Genomic DNA, 23,498 nt, shown 5'->3' with positions numbered 1-23,498 from the left:
CTGGTAAATTCTGGCTGTTAAATTCTGAATTTGCCCGAGCCTACAGGAAAGTTTCAATCCTGCAAGATAAAGTCTGCCTTACGGGACTGTTCTGTCACGGTTTGCGCATTGGGAATATCATTGGCAAGTGCGCGCGTTCTGGCTGCTTCATAATCCGCGCCATGATCCAGCCAGCGTTGAATAAGACGCTGTTCCAGAACCGGAAGCGGCACTTGCAAGAAAATGCTCAGATCAAAATATTGGCGCAAATCGCACCAGACCGGCTGATCCAGCAGCAGATAATTACCCTCGACCAGTAAAATCTGATGCTGCGCTGTGACCACGGCAGCACCCGCCCGCGCCAGATCCATTGAGCGGTCAAAAACCGGAATCGCAATATCACCGGTTTCCGTTTTCAAACGGGACAGAAGCGCCCGAAAACCATCCGCATCAAAACTATGCGGTGCGCCTTTACGCGCCCTGTAACCACGCGCATCCAGAATGGCATTATCATAATGAAACCCGTCCATCGGCACGACAACAGATGGCTGAGCAGCGGATAAAGCATTGATCTCCTGACACAATGCCTCCGCCAGCGTGGATTTTCCCGCAGCAGGCGCCCCGGCAATTGCAACAATCAGACGATTTCGTCCCTCTGCCCGCGCCAGAATTTCCGCAGCCAGCGTTTCACGCTTTATCACAGGTGTTTCAGGCATCATGCAGCCAGCATCTCATCAGTCGGGGTCAATGCGCCGGTCATCAGCGCCACAGCATCAGACATAGAACATTGACGGGGATTGATCACCGCCAGTCGTTTGCCCAGCCGGTGCACATGCACACGATCCGCCACTTCAAATACATGGGGCATATTATGGGAGATCAGTACAATCGGCAGGCCACGTGATTTCACTTCCTGAATGAGATCGAGCACGCGACGGGATTCTTTAACCCCTAATGCGGCTGTCGGCTCATCCATAATCACCACTTTGGAGCCAAAAGCCGCCGCACGTGCCACCGCCACACCCTGACGCTGACCGCCGGAAAGTGTTTCCACCGCTTGCGAAATATTCTGAATGGTCATCAGTCCGAGTTCTGAAAGCTTATCGCGGGCGATCTGCTCCATTTTCTTATGATCGAGCTGGCGAAACACGCTGCCCATCAGTCCGGGTTTGCGCAATTCGCGCCCCAGAAACATATTATTGGCAATCGACAATGCGGGCGACAAAGCCAGATTTTGATAAACAGTTTCAATGCCTGCTGCCCGCGCGGCGATCGGTGAACGGAAGCTCACCGGTTGGCCGTCGAGGAAAATCTCGCCTTCATCCGGCTGGATTGCACCGGACAGCGCCTTAATCAGCGAAGACTTTCCTGCACCGTTATCGCCGATAACCGCCAAAACTTCACCCGGATAGAGATCGAAATCCGCATGATCCAGCGCCGTAACACGGCCATAGCGTTTGACGAGGCCTTTTGCCGATAAAACCGGCTGAACTGACTGTTTCATGCCGCAGCCTTTCTGATCCACTGGTCAATTGCGACCGCAACGATAATCAGGACACCAATCAGCAGATAGGTCCATTGCGGATCGGTTCCCCACAGGCGCAGTCCCAGCGAAAACACGCCGACAATCAAGGCACCGAATAATGTACCGAGAATGGAACCGCGACCACCGAACAGGGAAATCCCCCCGATCACCACAGCCGTAATGGATTCAATATTCGCAAACTGCCCCGCCGTCGGTGAGACCGAACCAAGGCGCCCGATCATCGCCCATCCTGCCAGTGCACAGATCAGACCGGCCAGAATATAGACAGACATCAGGACCGGTTTGACACGTACGCCGGAAAGCTGAGCCGCCTCGGGATCATCACCAATCGCATAAACATGCCGCCCCCATGCCGTATGATTGAGCACATACCAGAGAACCAGAACCAGCAGCACCATGGCAATCACACCATAGGTAAAGACCGCACCGCCGAAGCGGATATTATTTCCGAAAAACTGCAATATCGGCGCTTTTTCGGTAATTTCCTGCGCACGGATGGTTTCATTGGCGGAATAGAGAAAATTGGTCGCCAGCACGATCTGCCACATACCAAGCGTGACGATGAAAGGCGGCAATTTCCAATAGGCCACGAACCAGCCATTGAAAAAACCGCATAAAGCGCCGACAGCAAAACCGCACAGGATGGATAATTCCGGCGGCAGACCATAACGGAAAGTAAACTGCCCCATCACCACCGAAGACAGCACCATAATGGCACCGACGGACAGATCAATACCGGCCGTCAAAATGACAAGTGTCTGCGCGGAAGCAATGATGCCGGTAATGGCAACCTGCTGCAAAATAAGTGTCAGCGCAAAGGCCGAGAAAAATTTGGATCCGACCAGAACAGCAAAAATCGCCAGTGACATCACCAACACGATCAACGGCACTGCTGCCGGATTGTGATGCAGGATCACACGTATTCTGTAGAGCAGACTGCGATCCTCATTCTCAAAACTGGCAACGCCGGAAGCGCTGTACACCAGAACCTTTTCAAAATCCTGCGGGGTGCGCTTGACTTCCGTTTCATGATTTTGCGTGGTTTCTGTCATAGGTGCTTCCGGTTGCTGCAGCCTGAAAAGGAACCGGCATGAAGATCACGCCGGTTGATTTCTTAATATAAAAGCACGGGGATCACCCCCAGCACTTCTCCAGACCTTCTTTGGTGTCGATGGATTCAACACCCTCAACCGGCTGGTCGGTTACCAGCATCACACCGGTATCAACAAAGGTTTTGCCATCTGTCGGCTTCGGCTTTTCACCGGTATCAGCAAATTTCTTAATTGCCTCAATGCCAAGTGTTGCCATCTGCATCGGATATTGCTGCGCTGTTGCGCCGATCACGCCGTCAGCCACATTTTTTACACCCGGACAGCCGCCATCAATGGAAACAATCATCACATCTTTTTCACGGCCAACAGCTTTCAGAGCCTCATAGGCACCGGCAGCAGCAGGTTCATTAATGGTATGTACCACATTGATATTCGGGTCTTTTTGCAGAAGGTTTTCCATCGCGCGGCGGCCGCCTTCTTCATTGCCGTCGGTCAGATCGCGACCAGCAATACGCGGATCATCCTCATCGCCGAGCACATCTTTATTCTTCGGATCAATACCGAAACCTGTGGCAAAGCCCTGATCGCGCAGCACGTCAACACTCGGCTGCATGGCGGTAAGGTTCAGGAAAGCGACTCTGGCATCTTTGGCTTTATCACCCAGACGCCCTGCAGCCCATTTGCCGACCAGTTCACCGGCCAGAAAATTGTCTGTCGCAAAAGTTGCATCCGCAGCATCAGCCGGTTCCAGCGGCGTATCCAGTGCGATCACCAGCATACCGGCATCACGCGCCTGTTTCAGTACAGGAACAATGCCTTTAGTGTCGGAAGCGGTGATGAGAATACCTTTTGCACCATCGGCAATACAGGTTTCCACCGCTGCAATCTGGCTTTCTGTATCGCCGTCAATTTTACCCGCATAGGATTTCAGATTGATGCCAAGTTCCTTGGATTTGGCAGTCGCGCCTTCTTTGATTTTTACAAAGAACGGATTGGTATCTGTTTTGGTAATCACGCAAGCCGTCACTTCAGCCGCCTGCGCTCCCGCACCCGCAACGCCCAATGCCAGAAGGGCAAAAGCAGAGGTAAGAATAGTTTTTCTCATGAACTCCTCCCAGAGTCATTTTTCTACGATCAGTTCAACACCGAACTGCGTAGCTGAACCAGCCAAATCAATTGTCTCAGGCGCCCTCTTCCGCCGCCTCTGCGCTGCGATTTCATGAAAGAGCAAATTTATTGCCACCAGAAATATGTGCAAGCGCGATCATGGAAACACGGGTTTTCAGTCCTGTCAATTAATAAATCCACTTGATTTATTAATTCGCTATGTCAGTCTAAGATCAGCGTCATGACAAAAACTGTCTGCGCAGGCTTTACTTCAAAAATAATTCTCTTATTCCAGCTCTTTATCCCGAATGCTCCTTACAGGACACCCGATGCACTATCCGCAAGGCGCCCCTATTGACCCTGCCACAACCAGCCGCGGCTCTGACCAGACCGGCATGCGTGCCTATAATGAAAGGCTGATCCTTTCCGTTGTGCGCCGTCACGGCGCTATGCCACGGGCAGATATTGCCAGACTAACCGGCCTGTCAGCGCAAACCGTGTCCGTCATCATCCGCAATCTTGAGCAGGACGGATTATTGCTCAGCGGTGAGAAACAGCGCGGACGTGTCGGCCAGCCAAGCCAGCCGATGATGCTCAATCCTGACGGCGTGTTTTCCTTTGGCCTGAAGATCGGGCGTCGCAGTGCAGAACTGGTTCTGGTTGATTTTACCGGCACGATCCGCGCGCGTATGCACCAGACCTATCTGTGGCCAGTGCCGGACAATATTCTGCATTTCACGCTTTCGGCTATTGAGCAATTCACGGCGCAGCTCACGCCTTTCCAGCAAAGCCGCATCGCCGGTCTCGGCATTGCCATGCCGTTTGAACTCTGGAACTGGGTTGAGGAAGTCGGCGCACCACCTGCGGATTTGCAGGCCTGGCAAAGTACCGATATTTGCGAAGCATTGAGTCTGAAACTGCCTTTTCCCGTTCTGATCCAGAATGATGCCACCGCCGCCTGCGGCGCGGAACTGACCTTCGGTTCAGGGCCGGACTATGCGGATTATGTCTATTTTTTCATCGGCTCATTTATCGGCGGCGGCGTTGTCCTCAACAATACGCTTTATGCCGGACGCAGCGGCAATGCCGGCGCACTGGGTTCCATGCCGATGGGCAACGGTTTCGTCACCACAGCAGGCCAGATCAGCCGTCCTGCCCAGCTGATTGATACCGCATCTCTGTTCATATTGGAGCGCAGTCTCAAACAGCAGAATATAGACACGGCTCCGCTTTGGGCGGCACCGGATAATTGGGAAATTTTCAACCCTGTGCTTGATGAATGGGTATTGCTGACCGCGCGCAGCCTTGCCCATGCCATTTCATCGGCCGCCAGCGTGATTGATTTTCCTGCTGCCATTATTGACGGCTGGATGCCGGAAAATTTACGCGCCAAGATTGTTGAAACTACACGCAATGAAATCGGCAGGCTTAATTTACAGGGAATCATCCCGCCGGTGATTGAAGAAGGCACAGTTGGTGTTCATGCCAAAGCACTGGGGGCAGCGCGGCTGCCAATCTTCAGCCGCTATCTCTTTGATCAAAATGTTCTTTTTAAACACATACAATAAACCCGTCTTACCAAAGTTGAACAATAAACCGCTATTTGTGTGAAATCATTTACTTCGACTTCACAGGACTGCCTATAATATCCGTCATGAATGCAACTTGTTCATTCCACATGCATTTATCTTTTGCGAGAGCCGTTATTGTCAGGACAAAGCCAGATCATGACTTTTAAAACTATCAGCACCACAGCTTTTACAGATCAGAAGCCGGGCACTTCGGGCTTGCGCAAAAAAGTGACTGTCTTTGCTCAGGAACATTATGCGGAGAACTTCATCCAGTCGATCTTTGACAGTCTGGAAGATTTTCAGGGCAAGACACTCGTGCTCGGCGGTGACGGACGTTATCTCAACCGCAAGGTCATCCAGAGCACCATCAAAATTGCTGCTGCGAATGGTTTTGGCCGCATTCTGGTCGGTCTTGGCGGCATTACCTCGACGCCTGCGGCTTCCAATCTCATCCGCAAGAATAAAGCCTTTGGCGGTATTATTCTCTCTGCCAGCCATAATGCCGGCGGACCGCAGGGTGATTTCGGCATCAAATTCAATATCAGCAATGGCGGTCCCGCTCCGGAAAAACTGACCGAAGCGATGTTCGCCAATTCTAAAACCATCACATCCTATAAGATTGCCGATTGCGCCGATATCGACATTGATACGCTCGGCTCGCATCAGATCGGCGATACGGTGGTGGAAATCATTGATCCGGTGAAAGATTACGCCGCCTTGATGGAAAGCCTGTTCGATTTTCAGGCGATCCGCCCCCTGCTGCAATCCGGTTTCACCATGCGTTTTGACGCCATGCATGCCGTGACCGGCCCTTATGCCAAAGAGATTTTTGAAAACCGGCTCGGCGCAAAAGCGGGCAGCGTTTTCAATGCCGTGCCTTTGGAAGATTTTGGCGGCCATCATCCTGATCCGAATATCGTCTATGCCCATGAGCTTTATGAAGAGCTGATGTCGGCCAATGCGCCGGATTTCGGTGCAGCATCGGATGGTGACGGTGACCGCAATCTGATTATCGGTAAGGGCATGTATATTGCCCCGTCGGATTCTCTGGCAGTTCTCGCCGCTAACGCGCATCTGGCTCCGGCCTATAGCAAAGGCATTGCCGGTATTGCCCGCTCCATGCCGACCAGTTGTGCCGCAGACCGCGTGGCGGAAAAACTGAAGATCGGCATGCATGAAACACCGACCGGCTGGAAGTTCTTCGGCAATCTGCTGGATACCGGTCTTGTCACTATTTGCGGTGAGGAAAGTGCGGGAACCGGCTCTGACCACGTGCGTGAAAAAGACGGGTTGTGGGCTGTGCTGCTATGGCTGAACATTCTGGCAGTGCGCAAACAATCTGTCGCCGAGATTATGCATGAGCACTGGCAGACCTATGGCCGCAATTATTACTCACGTCACGATTATGAAGAAGTCGCCTCGGATGGTGCCAATGCGCTGATGGATGCATTGCGCGCCAAATTGCCTGATCTCAAAGGCAAGACCGTGCAGGGCATGGTTGTGGAAGCAGCCGATGATTTTGCCTATCATGATCCGGTCGATCACTCAGTGAGCAAGCATCAGGGCATCCGCATTCTTTTTGCCGGCGGTTCCCGTCTTGTGGTGCGTCTGTCCGGCACCGGCACCGCCGGTGCAACCATCCGCATCTATCTGGAACGCTATGAGGCTGACAGCAGCAAGCATGATCTGGAAACCCAGACTGCTCTGACCCCGCTGATTGCAGCTGCTGCGGAACTCACGGAGATCACGCATTATACCGGCCGCGAAAAACCAAGCGTCATTACCTGACCCAACAAAAAAGGCCTGCAATGCAGGCCTTTTTCAATTTCATCATCTGTTATTCAAAAACGATCTTCGGTGCTGCGCGGGATGAACCGCCGCTCACCTGCGCCCAGGCTTTTTCAGCAATTTCACGATAAATTTGCGCATGCGGGCTGTCCGGCTCTTTCACCGTGATCGGCATACCCGCATCGGACAATTCGCGGATTTGCATATCCAGCGGCACTGCGCCGAGGAAAGGTACATTGAGCCGCTCAGCTTCGCGCTGCGCTCCGCCATGACCGAAAATATCATAACGCTTGCCGGTATCCGGCGCGATGAAATAGCTCATATTCTCAACAATACCGAGCAGCGGCACATTAACTTTGGCAAACATATTCAGCCCTTTACGGGCATCGATCAGCGCCAGATCCTGCGGGGTGGAAACGATCACCGCACCGGCCAGCGGCACCTGCTGCGCCATGGTCAGCTGGGCATCGCCGGTGCCCGGAGGCATATCGACAACCATCACATCGAGATTGCCCCACTCCACTTCACGCATCATCTGATTAAGCGCCGACATTACCATCGGGCCGCGCCAGATCATCGGGGTTTCTTCTTCCACCAGAAAGCCCATCGACATGACTTTGAGGCCGTAATTGCTCATCGGCTTCATGATGCGGCCATTGACCGTTTCCGGACGACCGGAAATACCGAGAAGGCGCGGCATTGACGGCCCGTAAATATCGGCATCAAGAATACCGACTTTCAGCCCCAGTGCCTGAAGCCCGAGCGCAATATTCACCGAAGTCGTGGATTTACCGACACCACCTTTGCCGGAAGCAACGGCGATAATCTTGCCAACACCCGGAATGCCCGGCTTTGCCTGCGGCTGCGGTGCTGCATGAGTATGTGCAGCGGGACGCGCCTGAGCAGCGGGCTGAGGGCGGCTTGGCGGAGGCGCATCATCGCTGGTACGGCCGCCTTTGCGCTCTGCGGTCAGTGTGACCAGCGCACCGGCAACACCCGGAATCTCTTTCACCAGTTTTTCCGCCCGCAGACGCAGCGGTTCCATCGCCTGCGCACGGTCAGACGGCACGGTAATGGAGAAAAACACTTTATTATCAGCGATAAAAATATCGGACACCAGTCCAAGGCTGACAATATCACCTTCGAAATCCGGTCCAGTGACCTGTTTCAGCTGAGCCAGCACCACATCTTTGGTGACCTGTGACATGCCTCATACCCCGTCGAATAATCTGTTCACCATTGCCGGCACAGTATTTTATCCTGCGACCGGCATTTCATGCATCATCGTTAAATGATTTTGCGTCTGAGAGAAAGTTATCTTCACCCCTTTCCGCGCAAACCTCTGTGACATCGTGAGGCAGAGGGAGATCCGGCATCATTATTACAGAGGAAAGCTCTTTCCTTCCGCAAAGCACCGCGCTAAAAAGCGGAAAGCGCAGTTATATATAGTTCAGGGTGATGGTTCAGACACACAAAAACAAGCTGGTTTTAATACGCATCCTGTGCGTATTGGCACTTGTTTTGCTGTCTTTTGCCCATAGACCGGTGGATGTCAGCGCCCCCCTGCTGCAAATGACCACCAAAAGCGGCACCTCCGCTGAACCGGTTTTCATCCGTTATGAAACAATGCCCGATGGCAGTATTGTTTCGATCTGCGTTTCCGAAAACAACGCCGCCTCTGACCAGCATCATAAAAATCATAATATGATGGTTGATTGCGAGGCCTGCCGTATCTCGGCGGCTTTTGCACTGGTTACACCACCTGCAGCCGGTGGTCCGGTTGTTGCCAAAGATACAGGCAACAGCGTCAGACGCACGGCCAAAGTTCTGCCCCGCTCTCGACCTTATCCGCCCGCCGCCCCGCCGCAGGCGCCACCTTTCCTTGCCTGATACAGGTCTGCGCATTCTCGCAATGCCGCAGGAAATATCAGTCATGCGCTTTAAGCGCCTTCATGCTTTCTGCCTGCAATTTGCAGCTGGAAAGCAGGATATTCGCAAGGAATAAATTTATGAAAACCATTTTCACACCACTCTGTGTTGCCAGCCTTCTTCTCGGCACTGCCGGTCTGGCACAGGCACATGTGTCACTTGAAACAGCTCAGGCTAATGCAGGAAGCGGCTATAAAGCCGTCCTCAAAATCCCGCATGGCTGTGAAGGTGCCGCGACCACACAGATCAATGTCAAAATTCCGGAAGGTTTCATTGCCGCACAGCCGCAGATGAAAGCCGGATGGGATATTGAAACTGTTAAATCCGACTATCAGCACAGTTATAAAGTGCACGGCAAAGACGTGAAAAACGGCGTGACCGAAGTGATCTGGAAAGGCGGCAAACTGCCGGGCGATTTCTATGATGAATTCTCGGTTGTCGGCAAACTCGCAGCCTTCGACAAGGATACAACATTGTCCTTCCCGACCGTACAGACCTGCGAAAACGGCAAAACCGAAAACTGGACAGATATCGCAGCAGAAGACCAGAACCCGCATGATCTGAAAAACCCTGCGCCGCAATTGCTCGTGGCGGCTGCCACAAAACAGGCAAGCCATGACGGCCACGGTGCGCATGGTGGCAATAGCGCCGAGGTGGTAACAGCCGGTGATCTGGAGCTCTCCGAAGCTCATAGCATCGCGACAATCCCGAATGCCCGCGTTGCAGGCGGCTATATTGTCATTACCAATAAGGGCAAAGAAGATGACCGCCTGATCGGCGGCACCACAGATGCAGCCGGAAAAGTTGAAATTCATGAAATGTCGATGAAAGACAATGTCATGAAAATGCGCAAACTGAGCGAACCTCTGGCAATTCCCGCCGGTCAAACCGTGCAATTGGCACCAACCGGCTTCCACATCATGTTTATGGATCTGGCCAAGCCGTTCAAAGAAGGTGAAACAGTCAATGTTGTTCTGGAATTTGAAAAAGCCGGAAAGGTTAATTTACCGTTTCACGTGAATCCATCCAAGGGTTCTTCCGGTAATGCTGGCGGCAAGGCCAATGACCATAGCCATCACTAATTTCTGTTTCTCCGAAGCCGTATCGGTTCGGAGATAAAAGACTAAGGCGGAGCGCCGGTCATATCGGCGCTTCGCATTGTGATTCTGGAACCGCTCCTTTTGGCCTGTCCTGTTTACAGGCTTCTGCATGAGGCGGGACGTCGCAGAGCTTAAAAATCCGGCCGGAATGTCGTTCAATCCGGCCGGCTGCGACAATCACGCAAAACATATACGGATTCATATAGATAGCATTGCATTTTAGAATAAAAACATGAGTAAAATACTCTGGAATTATTCTAAGCTATTGAAATAAGAACACTTTTCTAAATAAATGCTGAAAATTAGGTTTGACAACCGACCGTTTTCACCGGCATATTCCCGCTGTCAGAGCTTTCAGGAGGGATACTTCCGGCTCGTGGCAATAAATTCAACCTTTGATGTTTGGGCCTTGAACCCGCTCTATTGGAGGACCTCATGTTTGGTCAGGCACTTTACCGCCCAAGGGCGGTACTATCGTCGCGCCCTCAGCCGCGACGCATATTCATCGCTCCTTCGCGTCCGTTACAGATCGGATGCCGCCCATGAATATGCAGGTCAGAAATCTCTTTGAAACATCCAGTCATTATTTCGAGCGGCAGGCTGAAAAGCTGGTGCTTGAAGGCTATCGCCACTGGACATCCGGCTTCGAAACCGGATCGGTTATTCCGTGGGAAATGGCCTGGACGATTTACACTCAGGAGCTCGGCCTCGATAAAGCCAAGCTCGCGCTGGCCGAACTCTCCCATTTCATCCGCACCCTGCATTTTTGTGCAGCTTGTCAGCTCAAGGCCTTTCCTTATGGTTCGATGCATATCTGCCGTGAAGAATGCCTGCTGATGGGACTGATCTCCGCCTTGCAAAACGGTGACGATACAACCCGTGATGCCTGTCTGGATGCTCTGGTGACCGGCAGCCGTGTCGCGGAAGTTAAAAAAGCCGCGCAGGATTATGCACAGGTCATGGCAGAGCTCAATCAGGTGCTGCTGCCTATTCCTCATTACGCCGTTGCCTGTGTTTTATCACCGGCAGGGCACAAAACCTTTCACTGATATGAAGAGCTGAAACCTCTTTCATAACTTTACCATGATTTTAGCCCAGTGACTGCGAGCGAAGCGCTCCGGATCCGCGGGCAAAACCGACAGGACGAATACAATGAATGCAAAAACTGAAAAGCGCTTGGGTATTATGGCTGCGCTCCTGCTTACCGCAGCAATGTTTGTGGCGCCTAATCCGATCCAGCAACAGCAGAATTTTCATTTTCTCAGCATGACTGAAGAAGCCGTCAAAGATGTACCGGCTCTGATTGTTGTTGCGCAAAACCATCAGACCGGTTCAGCTATCCGCTAACAACACTCGTTTGAGCTATCACATTTAATCATTTTTTATCACTGTCCTCCCAAGACAGCAAAAAGCCGCGCTAAAGCATTTTCAGCAAAAGTGGAAACCGGTTTTGCATATGAAAATGCGTAAAATAAATAGCCGGAGCATTTAAAAAATGCTCCGGCTCAGCGCGGCTTTTATTTTCAAATAGTTTTAATCAGGCCTGCACAACAATCGGCGCTTTGCCCTGCACGCGATCATAAAGATCAATAATATCCTGATTCATCAGACGTACGCAGCCGGAAGACATAGCCTGCCCGATCGACCACCATTCCGGATTGCCATGGATACGATAGCCGGTATCAACGCCGTCACGGAAAATATAAAGTGCACGTGCGCCAAGCGGATTGGCTGGTCCCGGCTCCTGACCATTACGGTATTTTTCCAGTTCCGGCTGGCGTTTGATCATTTCCGGTGGTGGTGTCCAGCGCGGCCATTGCTTCTTATATTGCACATTGGCGCGGCCTGACCATTCAAAACCTGCACGTCCGACACCGATGCCATAACGCATGGCCTCGCCGCCCTGCAGCACCAGATACAAATATCGCTCGTTCAGGCGCACAACAATGGTGCCCGGTGCCTCACCAGTCGGATCCGGCACGATCTGGCGGCGGAACTGTTTCGGTACTTTCTCATAAGGAATGGCAGGCAAGGAGTAACCGTTCTCATGAACGGCCGCATACATCACTTCATTACTGGTGACACCTTTATCAACGCTGATCTGCGGGCGCATCACACTGCCGGTCGAAGACATATCAATATCCGGCTGAAAAGCCGACATATCCAGCGACTGGGTACAGCCGGCCAGACCAAAGGCACCGGCGCCGGTCAGAAAAATGCGACGGTTCAGAATTTCACCCTGCTTTGCCATGATAAATCCGTATCTTCAAAACCTTTTCAGAGGTCGGATTGTGCGCCCGCATGGTTGAAAAATCATTAAATTCACCTGATCTTCATTTACCATAAACAATCGCCACACATTAAAAATGCAGTAAAAAGCAAAAAACCGGCACAAATTTGTGCCGGTTTTTCAATTCGATCAGTATCCGCATCTCTGCCGGATCAGTAATCTTTTTCGTAGAATACGCCCAGACCGGAATCACCATTCGTACCGACAGAGCCTTTGGCTTTGAGATCCCGCGTAATATCCAGATTGATCGTGCCTTTGGTGCCATTGGAACCGCTGGCTTCCACACCGAGATAAATATTATCGCGGATATAGCTGCCTGCACGAACCGCTGCATTGCCCTTGCTGTCGGTGACAACATCCAGATCATCCAGCCCTACGCCCTGACGCAATGCACCCAGCAGATTGGCGTTTTTACCACCCGCCAGTTCAGCGGCCGCAGCGGCAAGCTGTGCAATCTGGAAAGGAGACAGTTCCGAGATTGAGCGTTTGAAGATCAAACGCGCCAGAACTTCATCCTGCGGCAATTCCGGCTCCGAGGAGAATTTGATATCCGGATTATCCACCGTGCCCTGCACCGTCACCAGCACGATGATATCGCCGCCGTCACTGCGGGCAACGAAATAGAGCTGCGGGTTCATATCTCCGATCAGGGTCACACGGCCTTCATCAAAGGTTACACGCTGGGTCAAAATATCCAGACGGCCACGCAGCAGTTCAAAACCACCGACCGGACGCACATTGGTTACAGGGCCTGTCAGACGGACAGCACCGCCCAGTTCCGTATCCAGACCGCGACCACGCACGAAAATCTGGTTCGGCGCAATCACGCGCACATCCAGTTGCGGCACGGTCGGACGGGATGTCGGCACCGGTGCGGAACCCTTGGCACGGGTTTCTACCTTGGCACGTTGCAACGTCATCAGCACTGAAGCCGGTGTATTGACGTGGCGCACATCAATATTGGCACCGCCGCCGCCAAAACTTTCCGGCACGGTAATTTCTGCGCGTTCAATCTCGATCTTACCGGCAATCAGCGGATCGCGCATTAACGGACCGGTAATGGTCAGGCCGCCATTAATGGTCGCAACCACCATGGAACCATCCGCATAACGTGCCTTATCAAAATTGATACGCAAATCGGCAGGGAAATTCTGCGCGGCATTGATTGAAATCGTGCCATCCGCATTGATTGAACCACCGGTCGACAAAGCTGCGCTTGCATTGCGCAGGCGGATTGTCTGCCCTTCCATGCTGCCATTGATGGTAATATTGTTGAGGCGGATATTGGTTTCCGGATCAACCATCTGCGCGCCGCTTGTCGAGAACATGCCGCGGATTTGCGGATTGTCGAAACCACCGCTGACATTGGCGGTCAAAGCCAGTGTACCGGTTGCCTGTGCGCCACGATCCGACAGAAAACGATTGGCAAGCGCCAGCGGTATCTGCCCTGTCACATCAATACCCAAACCGCTGCCAGACAAAGGCACACGCCCCTGCGCGGTCACGCTGAGATTTTGCGGGCCATCAACAGACAGCGAGCTGATATTGACGGTCTTATCACCATAACGACCGGCAGCTTTCAGATTCAAAGGCGCAAGCCCGTTTTCAGCCAGCGGTTTGGCGCTCAGCGCGCGTCCGTTCAGATTGAACTCGGCGGCAGGATTGGTCAGAGCACCGGTGACTTTTGCAGTGCCGGTAACATTACCGCCCAGATTCTGATCCTTCACCACGCCATTGAGCAGAGCCAGCGGCAAATTGGCCAGTTCGACATTCACATCCAGCGCACCGGCAGATTTATCCGTGCCCAGCGGCACAAAACCATTCACACGGGTATCAAGACCATTACCGCCGGTGATCCGGCTGTCCACTTTCAGACGGTTCTGGCTCGACGTGCCTTTAGCTGTCGCATTCAAGGCACCGATACCCAGTTCACGCGTCTGGCGGGCAATCACATCGCGTGCATTAATGTCAAAACTGACATCAGGCTGGTTGCGCGAACCGGTAACCTTAGCCTGACCATTGATCAGACCGCCAAGCCCCAAATCCGGCTGGATGCTGTTTGCCACATTCAGCGGCAGATTATCCAGCTTCACATCCAGATTGAAACGATCAGCCAAAGCACCATTAAGGCTCAGACGACCTTCTCCCACCTGCATGATGATATTGTTAAAGGTAACATCGCTGCCTTTCAGCGCCAGAGATGCCGGTTGTGCCAGTCTGGTCAGCATTGAGCCCTGACGCAGCTCCGCACTGCTAAGCGACAACAACAAACCACCGTCCTGCGGCTCCAATGCGCCGTTGACTTTAACTTTGGTGCCGATCTTCAGATCAGTCGCAGCCTGAAAAACCGTTTTGCTGCCTTCAGACTGAGCCGTTGCATCAACGGTATTGATTTCAAATGTACCAGCGCGGATCGACTGTGCTTTCACAGTGCCGTCAACAACAGGAACATTAAACAAGTCGGCAAGCGTCGCATTAATATCCGCCTGCCCGATCACATTGCCTTCAACATTCAGATTACGGATATCTGCTTTGACCGCAGCATTCTGACGGTCATTTTCATAAGACAGATCAATATCCGCATTGATGCTACCGGTTGCTTTAGCAAGGAAAAGAGCGGCAGCAGTTGAGACATCCGACGCATCCACTTTCAGGCGACCGGCGAGCAGGTTTTTGTCCGCAATATTCAGATCACCGCTGACACGGGTTCCGCCTGCAACAAAATTCAGGTCGCTCAGGCGTTTGCCCTGCTCGTCCAGCGCAATTTTACCGGCAAGATCGAGCTTCTCACCACCCAAAAAGGCACTGCCGCTGAAACCACCGCTCAAAGACGGAGCAAGCTTCGGATCTGAGCCGTCCAGCACAGCATTGAAGTCGAGCAGACCATCATTCAGTTTGCGCCCTTCCAGCGAACCGGAAGGCACAGATGCGCGGGCAGCCAGAGCAATCCGGTTTTCTGTTCCGCGTGCACTGGCTTTTAGCGACAATGGTCCCGTTGCCTTATCGGACAGATCGGCAATATCACCAATCTCAACGCCCAGATCAAAATCGGCATCTTTGCTGGAGAATGAGCCATTGGCAGTGATTGCATTTGCATCATTACCAATGCGGAAACCACGGGCGGAAAAACCGTTTTCAGAACGTGCCAGACCACCGCTCAAAGTGGAGCGGCCATTGATAATACGGTCAGCAATGTCCTCACCGGTTTTAATATTCTCTGCTGTGCCATCCAGCGTCAGGTCAAATCCGCCGGTGAGAAGCGCAACAGTACCGGTTGCTTTCAGATCAAGACTGCCGGCAAGCGAGCGGTCTGCCAGTGCCGAGAACGGCATGAGGCTGTTGGCCTGCAAAACAATATCACCGGTATAAATGAATTTATCAATTGCACCCTTTAAGGCAGCGCTCAGACCGTTACCGGTGAGCTGCAATTTTTCAAGCTGCACAGGAGAACCGGCACGCCATTGCCCCAACACGGCCAGATCAAAACGATCACCCAGCACCTGAGCAACCTCAGGCTGCCTGGCATTAATCCCTGTTACATTCCCTGTAATATTGAAACCGACATGGCGGTTTTGTGCGTCCTGCAGATTTTCTGCCGCGCCGCCCATATCCAGCACGGTCTGCTGTGCGGAGAAATCACCGGCCTGCAGGCCTTCAACCTGCAGCTTGCCTGTCCAGTCTGCGGATTGGCGGTCGCCGTAATCCAGTGTCAGACGCGCAGACGCCAGAGAGGTCTGGCCACCGCTGACCGGCAAAAGCACACGGCCTTTTTCCTGATCGGCAATCAGTGCATCCAGATTCAGACGTGTGAGAAAGCCGTCATTGGCAGTTTCGGCCTTGGCCTGTACCTGCAAAGCGGCATTGGAAAGATTGAAATTATCCAGACGGAAACCGCCGCCATCTTTGATCAGACCATTGGCTGCAAGACTTGAGGTTGCGCCAAAGAAATCACGGAATTTTTCCGGAATAAGAGCAGCAATCGGGCCTTTAACATCCGCATTAAACACGCGGCCGGTAACAGTGCCGTCCGCATTGCGGTTCAGGGTCAGAAGTCCGGTCAGAATGCGCTGGCTGTCCGCATCAAGTGTCAGGTCAACTTTCAGATCATCAAGCTTGCCTGCGCCGGTCAGAGCCAGCTCAACAGGCGGCTTGCCTGCAATATTCAGAAGATTGGCGGCAATACCATTGGCAGGCTCGGAAAGACGCATATCCAGATCAAGTTTCTGATCGGCATTGGCATAATTCGCCTTCAGCTTCATCGTGCCGCCCGGGCCATCCAGACGCTGCATGTCGAACAGCGACTCCAGCGAACCGTCCTGAAGGGTCAGATTGCCTTTCAGCGCCACTTCCGATGCCAGACCAAAGACCGGCTGGCCAAATTTCAGACGCTCAATATTCAACTCACCCAGCAAAACCGCCAGCGGCAGTTCCGGCAAAGCAAAGCCACCGGCTTCCGGTGAAGGCAGCCCCTCATCCGGCAGCGGTGTGCGGATAAATTCAACTTCCTTGGCCGAGAGTGTATCCACGCTCAAACGGCCGCGCAGAAGTGCCAGACGGCTCCAGACAAGCTGAGCATCTTTAATACGCAGCCAGATGCCTTCGCGGTCAGCAACCGTGATAGCGCCGACTTTTGCCTCGGACGACAGAACGCCTTCAATACCGGTAATGCTGATCTTGCGGTTCGGGCCCGACAGTTTTTCTTCAACAAAAGACAGGAAATAGGACTTTTCTTCTTCGGCTTCCTGCGTGGAAACAGGATTGTCCGCCTGCGCTGTCTGCGTGCCTGAACCCGCAGGATTGCTCTGGCCGGTAGCAGGCGTCGTTACGCTGTCCGCCCCCTGAGGCAGCAGCGATGCCCCGATATAAATACCGAGCGGCAGAATGATAAAGAAAGTGGCTACGAAAGCGAGAAAACGGTTCAAAACGCCTGTCCTATGCCGACATAGAATGCAAAACTTGAGTCACCGGCCTTGCGGTTAAGCGGCACGGCAACATCGAAACGGATCGGTCCGAGGCTCGTATCATAACGCAAGCCCGCACCTGCGCCCAAACGCAGATTCTCCGCAAAATCAGGGTAGGATTCCTCCCCGACATATCCTCCGTCTACAAACCCGACCACACCGATACTATCGGTAACTTTTGTGCGAACCTCACCGGACATTTCCATCAACGAACGCCCGCCGATCACCACATCCCCCGGCTTATTCACCCCGATGCTGCGATAAGCATAACCACGGACAGAACCGCCGCCACCGGCAAAGAAGACTTTATCCGGCGGCAGATCGCTCATATCGGCACCGACAATCGACCCGACTTTAACACGACCGGCCAGCACAACGCGTTTATCTTCACCAAAGCCGTAATAGCCACGGCCTTCTGCGGTAAATTTGGTCGAGAAACTGCCGTTTTTGAGCTCGTAGAACGGCTCAACCACGCCCTCGGCATAATAACCGGATGTGGCATTGGTCTTGTTATCGCGCTTATCCAGCAAAATGCCGCCCAGCATCCCCACAGTGAAGAACTGGCGTTTGCCGTAATAATCATCCTCAAACTGCGCACGAGACACATTGGCAAACAAACGTCCGCTCAGATCTTCATTGAAGATATGCGTAAAGCCTGCCTGTCCGCCGACCGATGTCTCGGTATAATTATCCAGAACCTCACGCTTACGGGTCAGAGACGAAACGAAATCCGTATCCGGTGTGAACACGCCCGGTTTGGTGAAGGATGTACCCAGCACATAGGTAAAGTTCTTCGGATCATAGGAATTATCCTGCGAACCGCCGATACCGCTGACTTTGGCATCAAAGCGCAGGCGCTCCGCCTTGCCGAACAGATTGCGATGCATCCAGAAGGCTTCCACCCCTGCACCATCCAGCGTGGAATAACTCGCACCAAGACCGAAGCGGCGCGGTTTACGTTCCTGCACGATGAGATCCATCGGCAAAATACCGTCGCGGTTGATTTCCTGTGCTTCCTGAATCGATGTCGAGCGGAAAACATCCAGCCGCGCCAAACGGCGACGTGCACGCTCAATATCATCCGGATCATATTCCTGACCCGGTTTCAGATCTGTCATATAGGCAACGAATTCCGGATTCATGCGGGCTGTGCCCTGCACTTTGACAGGACCGTAATGGGCAACACGTCCCGGTTCCAGCGTGATATCCGCATTCAGCACATTGCCTTCATGATCGGCAACAATATCCTCACGCGTAACTTTCGCCTTGGCATAACCCTGCTGACGCCATGCCTCAACAGCAAGACGCTCTGCCTTCAGGATTGTACCGGATTTGGCAATTTCACCGCTTTTGAAACCGGCCTTTTCAGGCGACTGCACCTGATCGCGGCGGTCATCTGTCGGCGGTGCAAGTTCATTAATGCTGGCGCGGGCAAACAGGAATTGCGGGCCCGGATCAACATTGATGACAATTTTGGATGTATCCGGCAATTGTGTATCCGGCGGCAGGTTTGCAGCTTCGCGGCCATCAACCAGAATACTGATGGTGCCGCCATAACGGCCTTCACCATATAGCGCCATCAGAATACGGCGGTAATCACCACGTGCTTTGGCCAGCAATCCGCCGGAGCCGGAAGCCGCTTTTTCTTCATCAGCCACAAGCCGTGAAGCGCCTTTAACCAGATCTTCCACATCGGCTGCTGAGCCGTCTTTATTGGTGCGGGTGCCGCCGGAAGTGACTTCAACGCTGTAGCGTTTTGGTTCGGCAATGACATCATCGGCTTCTTCAGCCTTGTCTTTACCCCAAAGTTTAATGCCAAAGAGCTCAAAAGCATGCGCAGGCGATGCCGCCATAACCGGCAGCAGCGCAGTGAACAGCAGGAGGGTGCTGACTTTACGGATTGGAGCTCTCCTTAATTTATTACCTGCATATCATCCCGTTCAACGGGGTCAATATGCATATTCCTCGGCATAGCCCGCTCCACCCATCGCGCGATGCCTAACAATCAAACTAGCGGAGAGTATAATCCAAAAGCTTACACTGCTTTTTTAAAATTTATGCTTAACAAAATATTAATTTGTATTTTCCTTTACCTAAAGAAAAACTTAATTTGTGGCTTTCAATCAAATATGAATTTTGAATATTTAATCTTAAGAAAGAAACAAAAACGAAAATCACAGAGGCACAAATCCATAAAACATTGAAAATATTTGCCTTTTAAAACACAGCCGCACAGGGCAATTTAAAACCGACATGAAAGATTGTTCCGGAAAGCATTTGTCATACGGATTGCAACACGTTCCAAGAAAATGCGCATTGGTTAAAATACAGCCACCTCCCTTAAAGAGTCCTGCCACGGAACCACGTTTTCCATAACAGGGAATCGCCTTGCAGAATCTGCCTTATCAGATCCTATCTGCGCCATCCTCCGCGCGGAAAATGCACAGGCCCCACACCCCATCGGGGGTTCCAGCCCTGCCGGCCAAAAGGACGAGGATTATAGCGTGGCCCATAAGGCCGGTAGCCCAGACGATACCAAGGCCGGTAATAAGGCGGGTGCCAGCCCGTGTAATAAGGTTGATAATACGGAGCATAAAACGGATCATCATAAAAACCTGATCCGATATTCAGCCCGAAAGTGACTTGCGGCTGCGTATTATAGACCGGTGCAGCATTATAGCCCTGATAGGATTGGGATAAATAACGGCCGCTTATCCAGCCTATCCCCCAACTGCTTCTGATCTGACACCAGCTGCCGCGGCAGCTCTCAATATGCACCGCCGCTCCGCGTGGCAAAGCTGCAATCCGCGCATAGTTTGTGCCCGGCCCCTGCCGTAAATTGACAGTACCCGAAACAGTAGCGACCTGCGCCTGCACAATGCCGGTTCCTATCAGCAGCATTAGCCCTGAAATTATTGAAATAATCTTCATCGAAATCACCAAATTAAAATTGAAAAAATTTAAATGAATGCAAATTTTAAATGACGCGCTTTGAGAAGATCAAAATAATGAAAGAATAAGGACTGTAATTTGAGACAGGTTACCCATGCATCTCAATATAAAATGCATAAAAAAACGGCGCTGCCAAAGCAGCGCCGTTCATTGTTATTCCCGTGAGTGAGACAGGCTCACCCATATTGCACCTTATGGCAGCGCGCGCGCGGCCTCAGGGCTGACTTCCATCATATTGATGGCCAGATGGTTCATGATCCACAGCGAGCCGATCAGAACAATCGCCAAAATCAGCACGGTGAAGAGCAGAGCCAGCAATGTCCAGCCGCCCTCGGATTTGGAATCCATGTGCAGGAAGTAAACCAGATGAACAATCATCTGTACCGCACCGAAAACCATAATAATGGCAACGGTTGTGGTGGTGTCAAAATACTGCCCCATCACCACACCGAAAGGTACGGCTGTGAGGATGACGGCCAGAATGAAACCGATGATATAATTCTTGGTTTCGCTGGCTGATGCTTCAGTTTTATGCGCGGAACTCATGCCTGAACTCCCATCAGATAAACAATCGAGAATACACCGATCCAGACAACATCAAGGAAGTGCCAGAACAGGCTGAGGCACATCAGACGGGTCTGGTTGGCTTCTGTCAGACCGGAACGCAGAACCTGCGCAACCAGAACCAGAATCCAGATCAGACCGAACAGAATGTGCAGACCGTGCGTACCGACCAGCACAAAGAAGGCGGACAGGAATGCAGAACGGCCAGGACCGGCACCGATTTCGATCAGGTGATGGAATTCATAGATTTCCATCGCCAGAAAGGCTGCGCCGAGCAGGAATGTTACGGCAATCCAGCCAAGCATGGCGGATTGTTTTTTACGAGACATCGCGATCATCGCGAAGCCATAGGTCAGGCTGGAGAACAGCAGCAGAGCGGTTTCCACAGCAATGAAGTTCAGATCGAACAGTTCCCAGCCGGTCGGTCCTCCCGCGTATGAACGCGAGAGAACTGCGAAGGTAGCAAACAGACCCGAGAAGATGACACAGTCACTCATCAGGTAGATCCAGAAGCCGATCAGTGTCGTGCCGCGGGAATCGTGGTGCTCGTGATCTTCGTCATGCCCGTGGGCGTGATCGTTAGCGTGCGTTACAGCGGCACTCATGGCTTAACTCCCAAAGACTGCAGCTTGAGCGTATGCTCATCTTCGATGCGCTGCACTTCTTCCGCAGTGACATAGTAGTCGCGGTTATTGTTGAAGGAATGGATGATGCTGATCGCGATGATGGCCAGAGTAGCGGCAATTGCCAGCCACCAGATATGCCATACACCGGCAAAACCAAGCGCGATACAAACCATACCGATGATGAAACCGGTGCCGGTATTACGCGGCATGTGGATCGGCTTGAACTTGTCGGTTTTACGCTTCACGCCACGCTTCTTCATATCCCAGTAAGCATCAACGTCCTGAACACGCGGTGTTTCAGAGAAGTTGTAGAACGGAGCAGGAGAAGCCACAGACCATTCCAGCGTACGGCCGTTTTCCCACGGATCACCGGTGTGGTCACGCAGTGCTTCGCGGTTGCGGATGGAAACCAGCACCTGAATGATCTGACAAGCAATACCAACCAGAATGATTGCAGCACCGATAGCGGCAATAATCAGGTAAATCTGCCATGCCGGATTTTCAGTGTGGTTGATACGGCGGGTCATACCCATGAAGCCCAGAATATAGAGCGGCATGAAGGCAAGAATGAAACCGGTCAGCCAGCACCAGAATGCGCGTTTGCCCCAGGTTTCATCGAGACGGAAACCGAATGCTTTCGGGAACCAGTAGATGAAGCCGGCAAAACAACCGAACAGCACGCCGGAGATAATCACGTTATGGAAGTGCGCGATCAGGAATACGGAATTGTGCAGTACAAAGTCCGCAGGCGGAATTGCAAGCATAACGCCGGTCATACCACCGACCACAAAGGTACACATGAAGCCGACAGTCCACAGAACCGGCGTTTCCATACGCACGCGGCCTTTATACATCGTGAACAGCCAGTTGAAGATTTTCGCCCCTGTCGGGATCGAAATAATCATCGTCGCCACGCCGAAGAAGGCGTTAACGGAGGCACCGCCACCCATTGTAAAGAAGTGGTGAGCCCAGACGAGGAAGGCCAGAACGGTAATGGCAACGGTCGCATAGACCATTGAAGTATAGCCGAACAGACGCTTGGCAGAGAAAGTCGCGATAACTTCCGAGAACACACCAAAGCAAGGCAGAACCAGAATATAAACTTCCGGATGACCCCAGATCCAGATGAGGTTGATATACATCATCGGATTGCCGCCGAAATCATTGGTGAAGAAATGCATACCAAGATAACGGTCAAGCTGCAGAAGCGACAGGGTAACTGTCAGGATCGGGAAAGCTGCAACGATCAGAATGTTCGAGCAGAGTGCGGTCCATGTGAAAACCGGAACCTGCATCATTGTCATGCCGGGAGCGCGCATTTTGATGATGGTTGCGATAAGGTTCACACCGGAGAGCAGCGTACCCATACCGGAAATCTGCAAAGCCCAGAGGTAATAATCAACACCGACACCGGGGCTGTATTCCAGACCGGACAGCGGCGGATAAGCCAGCCAGCCTGTACGGGCGAATTCACCGACGCCGAGCGAGATGTTTACCAGAATAGCACCGGCAACAGTCAGCCAGAAGCTCAGGGAGTTCAGGTAAGGGAACGCAACGTCGCGGGCACCGATCTGCAGCGGAACTGCAAAGTTCATCAGACCAACGATAAACGGCATAGCCACGAAGAAGATCATGATCACGCCGTGGGCAGTGAAGATCTGGTCATAGTGGTGCGGAGGCAGGAAGCCTTCATTGGCGCCGGAGGCCATAGCCTGCTGGGCGCGCATCATCACGGCATCGGAGAAGCCGCGGAACAGCATCACCAGCGCCAGAATGATATACATGATACCAACGCGCTTATGATCGACAGTTGTCAGCCAGTCACGCCACAATACGCCCCATTTACCGAAATAGGTAATGGCTGCGAACAGAGACAAACCGCCGAGTACAACGGCACTTAAAGTGACCACAAGTATCGGTTCGTGAAGCGGAATATCCGCCAGGGTAAGTTTTCCGAACATTTCTCTACACTTTTAATGGCAAAACCATTGGCCATAATCTGCCAATGGTCTGCCTGCCTAAAGTCACGAAAT

Annotated in this window: 18 protein-coding genes; 6 read left to right on the top strand and 12 right to left on the bottom strand. The window is 52.4% G+C overall.

Going from position 1 to position 23,498, the window contains the following annotated elements; genetic code table 11:
• Nucleotides 1-53 precede the first annotated feature (53 nt).
• The 4 genes from K1X45_RS11155 to K1X45_RS11140 form a co-directional block, all read right to left on the bottom strand.
• A complete protein-coding gene (locus K1X45_RS11155; RefSeq protein WP_220158848.1) occupies nucleotides 54-698 on the bottom strand; it encodes a nucleoside/nucleotide kinase family protein in 645 nt (214 codons plus the stop codon).
• Entirely contained in the window at nucleotides 695-1,483 is a 789-nt protein-coding gene (locus K1X45_RS11150; RefSeq protein ID WP_022710214.1) for an ATP-binding cassette domain-containing protein, read from the bottom strand. The genes K1X45_RS11155 and K1X45_RS11150 overlap by 4 nt, the downstream gene beginning before the upstream one ends.
• Nucleotides 1,480-2,577: an ABC transporter permease gene (locus K1X45_RS11145; protein ID WP_220158847.1), complete on the bottom strand. Its 1,098-nt coding sequence runs from the start codon at nucleotides 2,575-2,577 to the stop codon at nucleotides 1,480-1,482. The genes K1X45_RS11150 and K1X45_RS11145 overlap by 4 nt, the downstream gene beginning before the upstream one ends.
• A gap of 82 nt (nucleotides 2,578-2,659) precedes the next feature.
• The gene (locus tag K1X45_RS11140; protein WP_220158846.1) at nucleotides 2,660-3,682 is read right to left on the bottom strand and encodes a substrate-binding domain-containing protein; all 1,023 of its coding nucleotides are present in this window, start codon (nucleotides 3,680-3,682) and stop codon (nucleotides 2,660-2,662) included.
• A 310-nt stretch (nucleotides 3,683-3,992) separates the two neighbouring features.
• Between K1X45_RS11140 and K1X45_RS11135 the strand changes: the two genes are divergently transcribed.
• Nucleotides 3,993-5,252, top strand: a complete 1,260-nt coding sequence (locus K1X45_RS11135; RefSeq protein ID WP_220158845.1) for an ROK family transcriptional regulator — start codon at nucleotides 3,993-3,995, stop codon at nucleotides 5,250-5,252.
• 159 nt (nucleotides 5,253-5,411) lie between these two features.
• Nucleotides 5,412-7,043 carry an alpha-D-glucose phosphate-specific phosphoglucomutase gene (locus tag K1X45_RS11130; RefSeq protein ID WP_220158844.1) on the top strand — a complete coding sequence of 544 codons (1,632 nt, stop codon included), beginning with the start codon at nucleotides 5,412-5,414 and terminating at the stop codon, nucleotides 7,041-7,043.
• A gap of 49 nt (nucleotides 7,044-7,092) precedes the next feature.
• Here K1X45_RS11130 and K1X45_RS11125 read toward each other — a convergent pair whose 3' ends face one another.
• Nucleotides 7,093-8,250, bottom strand: coding sequence for an Mrp/NBP35 family ATP-binding protein (locus K1X45_RS11125; protein ID WP_151158745.1), 1,158 nt, complete (start codon nucleotides 8,248-8,250; stop codon nucleotides 7,093-7,095).
• A 251-nt stretch (nucleotides 8,251-8,501) separates the two neighbouring features.
• Here K1X45_RS11125 and K1X45_RS11120 point away from each other — a divergent pair, with 251 nt between their 5' ends.
• The 4 genes from K1X45_RS11120 to K1X45_RS11105 all read left to right on the top strand — a co-directional run bounded on the left by K1X45_RS11120 (nucleotide 8,502) and on the right by K1X45_RS11105 (nucleotide 11,419).
• Entirely contained in the window at nucleotides 8,502-8,933 is a 432-nt protein-coding gene (locus tag K1X45_RS11120; protein WP_220158843.1) for a hypothetical protein, read from the top strand.
• Between the two features lie 119 nt (nucleotides 8,934-9,052).
• Nucleotides 9,053-10,054 (top strand): DUF1775 domain-containing protein, encoded by a 1,002-nt coding sequence (locus tag K1X45_RS11115; protein WP_220158842.1) that lies wholly within the window; start codon nucleotides 9,053-9,055, stop codon nucleotides 10,052-10,054.
• 560 nt (nucleotides 10,055-10,614) lie between these two features.
• Complete coding sequence (locus K1X45_RS11110) at nucleotides 10,615-11,121, top strand: hypothetical protein (protein ID WP_220158841.1); 507 nt, start codon at nucleotides 10,615-10,617, stop codon at nucleotides 11,119-11,121.
• A 103-nt stretch (nucleotides 11,122-11,224) separates the two neighbouring features.
• Nucleotides 11,225-11,419: a hypothetical protein gene (locus K1X45_RS11105; RefSeq protein WP_022710224.1), complete on the top strand. Its 195-nt coding sequence runs from the start codon at nucleotides 11,225-11,227 to the stop codon at nucleotides 11,417-11,419.
• 190 nt (nucleotides 11,420-11,609) lie between these two features.
• Here K1X45_RS11105 and K1X45_RS11100 read toward each other — a convergent pair whose 3' ends face one another.
• The 7 genes from K1X45_RS11100 to cyoB form a co-directional block, all read right to left on the bottom strand.
• Complete coding sequence (locus K1X45_RS11100) at nucleotides 11,610-12,323, bottom strand: L,D-transpeptidase (protein WP_022710225.1); 714 nt, start codon at nucleotides 12,321-12,323, stop codon at nucleotides 11,610-11,612.
• 191 nt (nucleotides 12,324-12,514) lie between these two features.
• The gene (locus K1X45_RS11095) at nucleotides 12,515-17,284 is read right to left on the bottom strand and encodes a translocation/assembly module TamB domain-containing protein (RefSeq protein WP_370627032.1); all 4,770 of its coding nucleotides are present in this window, start codon (nucleotides 17,282-17,284) and stop codon (nucleotides 12,515-12,517) included.
• Nucleotides 17,281-19,176, bottom strand: a complete 1,896-nt coding sequence (locus tag K1X45_RS11090; protein WP_220158840.1) for an autotransporter assembly complex family protein — start codon at nucleotides 19,174-19,176, stop codon at nucleotides 17,281-17,283. Before K1X45_RS11090 ends, K1X45_RS11095 begins: the two co-directional genes overlap by 4 nt.
• Nucleotides 19,177-19,735: 559 nt before the next feature.
• Complete coding sequence (locus tag K1X45_RS11085; RefSeq protein WP_220158839.1) at nucleotides 19,736-20,254, bottom strand: SH3 domain-containing protein; 519 nt, start codon at nucleotides 20,252-20,254, stop codon at nucleotides 19,736-19,738.
• A gap of 213 nt (nucleotides 20,255-20,467) precedes the next feature.
• A complete protein-coding gene (cyoD, locus tag K1X45_RS11080; protein WP_022710229.1) occupies nucleotides 20,468-20,821 on the bottom strand; it encodes a cytochrome o ubiquinol oxidase subunit IV in 354 nt (117 codons plus the stop codon).
• Nucleotides 20,818-21,444, bottom strand: coding sequence for a cytochrome o ubiquinol oxidase subunit III (cyoC, locus tag K1X45_RS11075; protein WP_220158838.1), 627 nt, complete (start codon nucleotides 21,442-21,444; stop codon nucleotides 20,818-20,820). Before cyoC ends, cyoD begins: the two co-directional genes overlap by 4 nt.
• On the bottom strand, nucleotides 21,441-23,426 hold the full coding sequence (cyoB, locus tag K1X45_RS11070) for a cytochrome o ubiquinol oxidase subunit I (protein ID WP_022710231.1): 1,986 nt from the start codon (nucleotides 23,424-23,426) through the stop codon (nucleotides 21,441-21,443). Before cyoB ends, cyoC begins: the two co-directional genes overlap by 4 nt.
• Nucleotides 23,427-23,498 lie beyond the last annotated feature (72 nt).

Source organism: Pseudochrobactrum sp. Wa41.01b-1, assembly GCF_019464455.1.
In the GTDB taxonomy this organism is placed as follows: Bacteria; Pseudomonadota; Alphaproteobacteria; order Rhizobiales; family Rhizobiaceae; genus Pseudochrobactrum; species Pseudochrobactrum saccharolyticum.
This window is presented reverse-complemented; position numbering and strand designations above follow the sequence as displayed.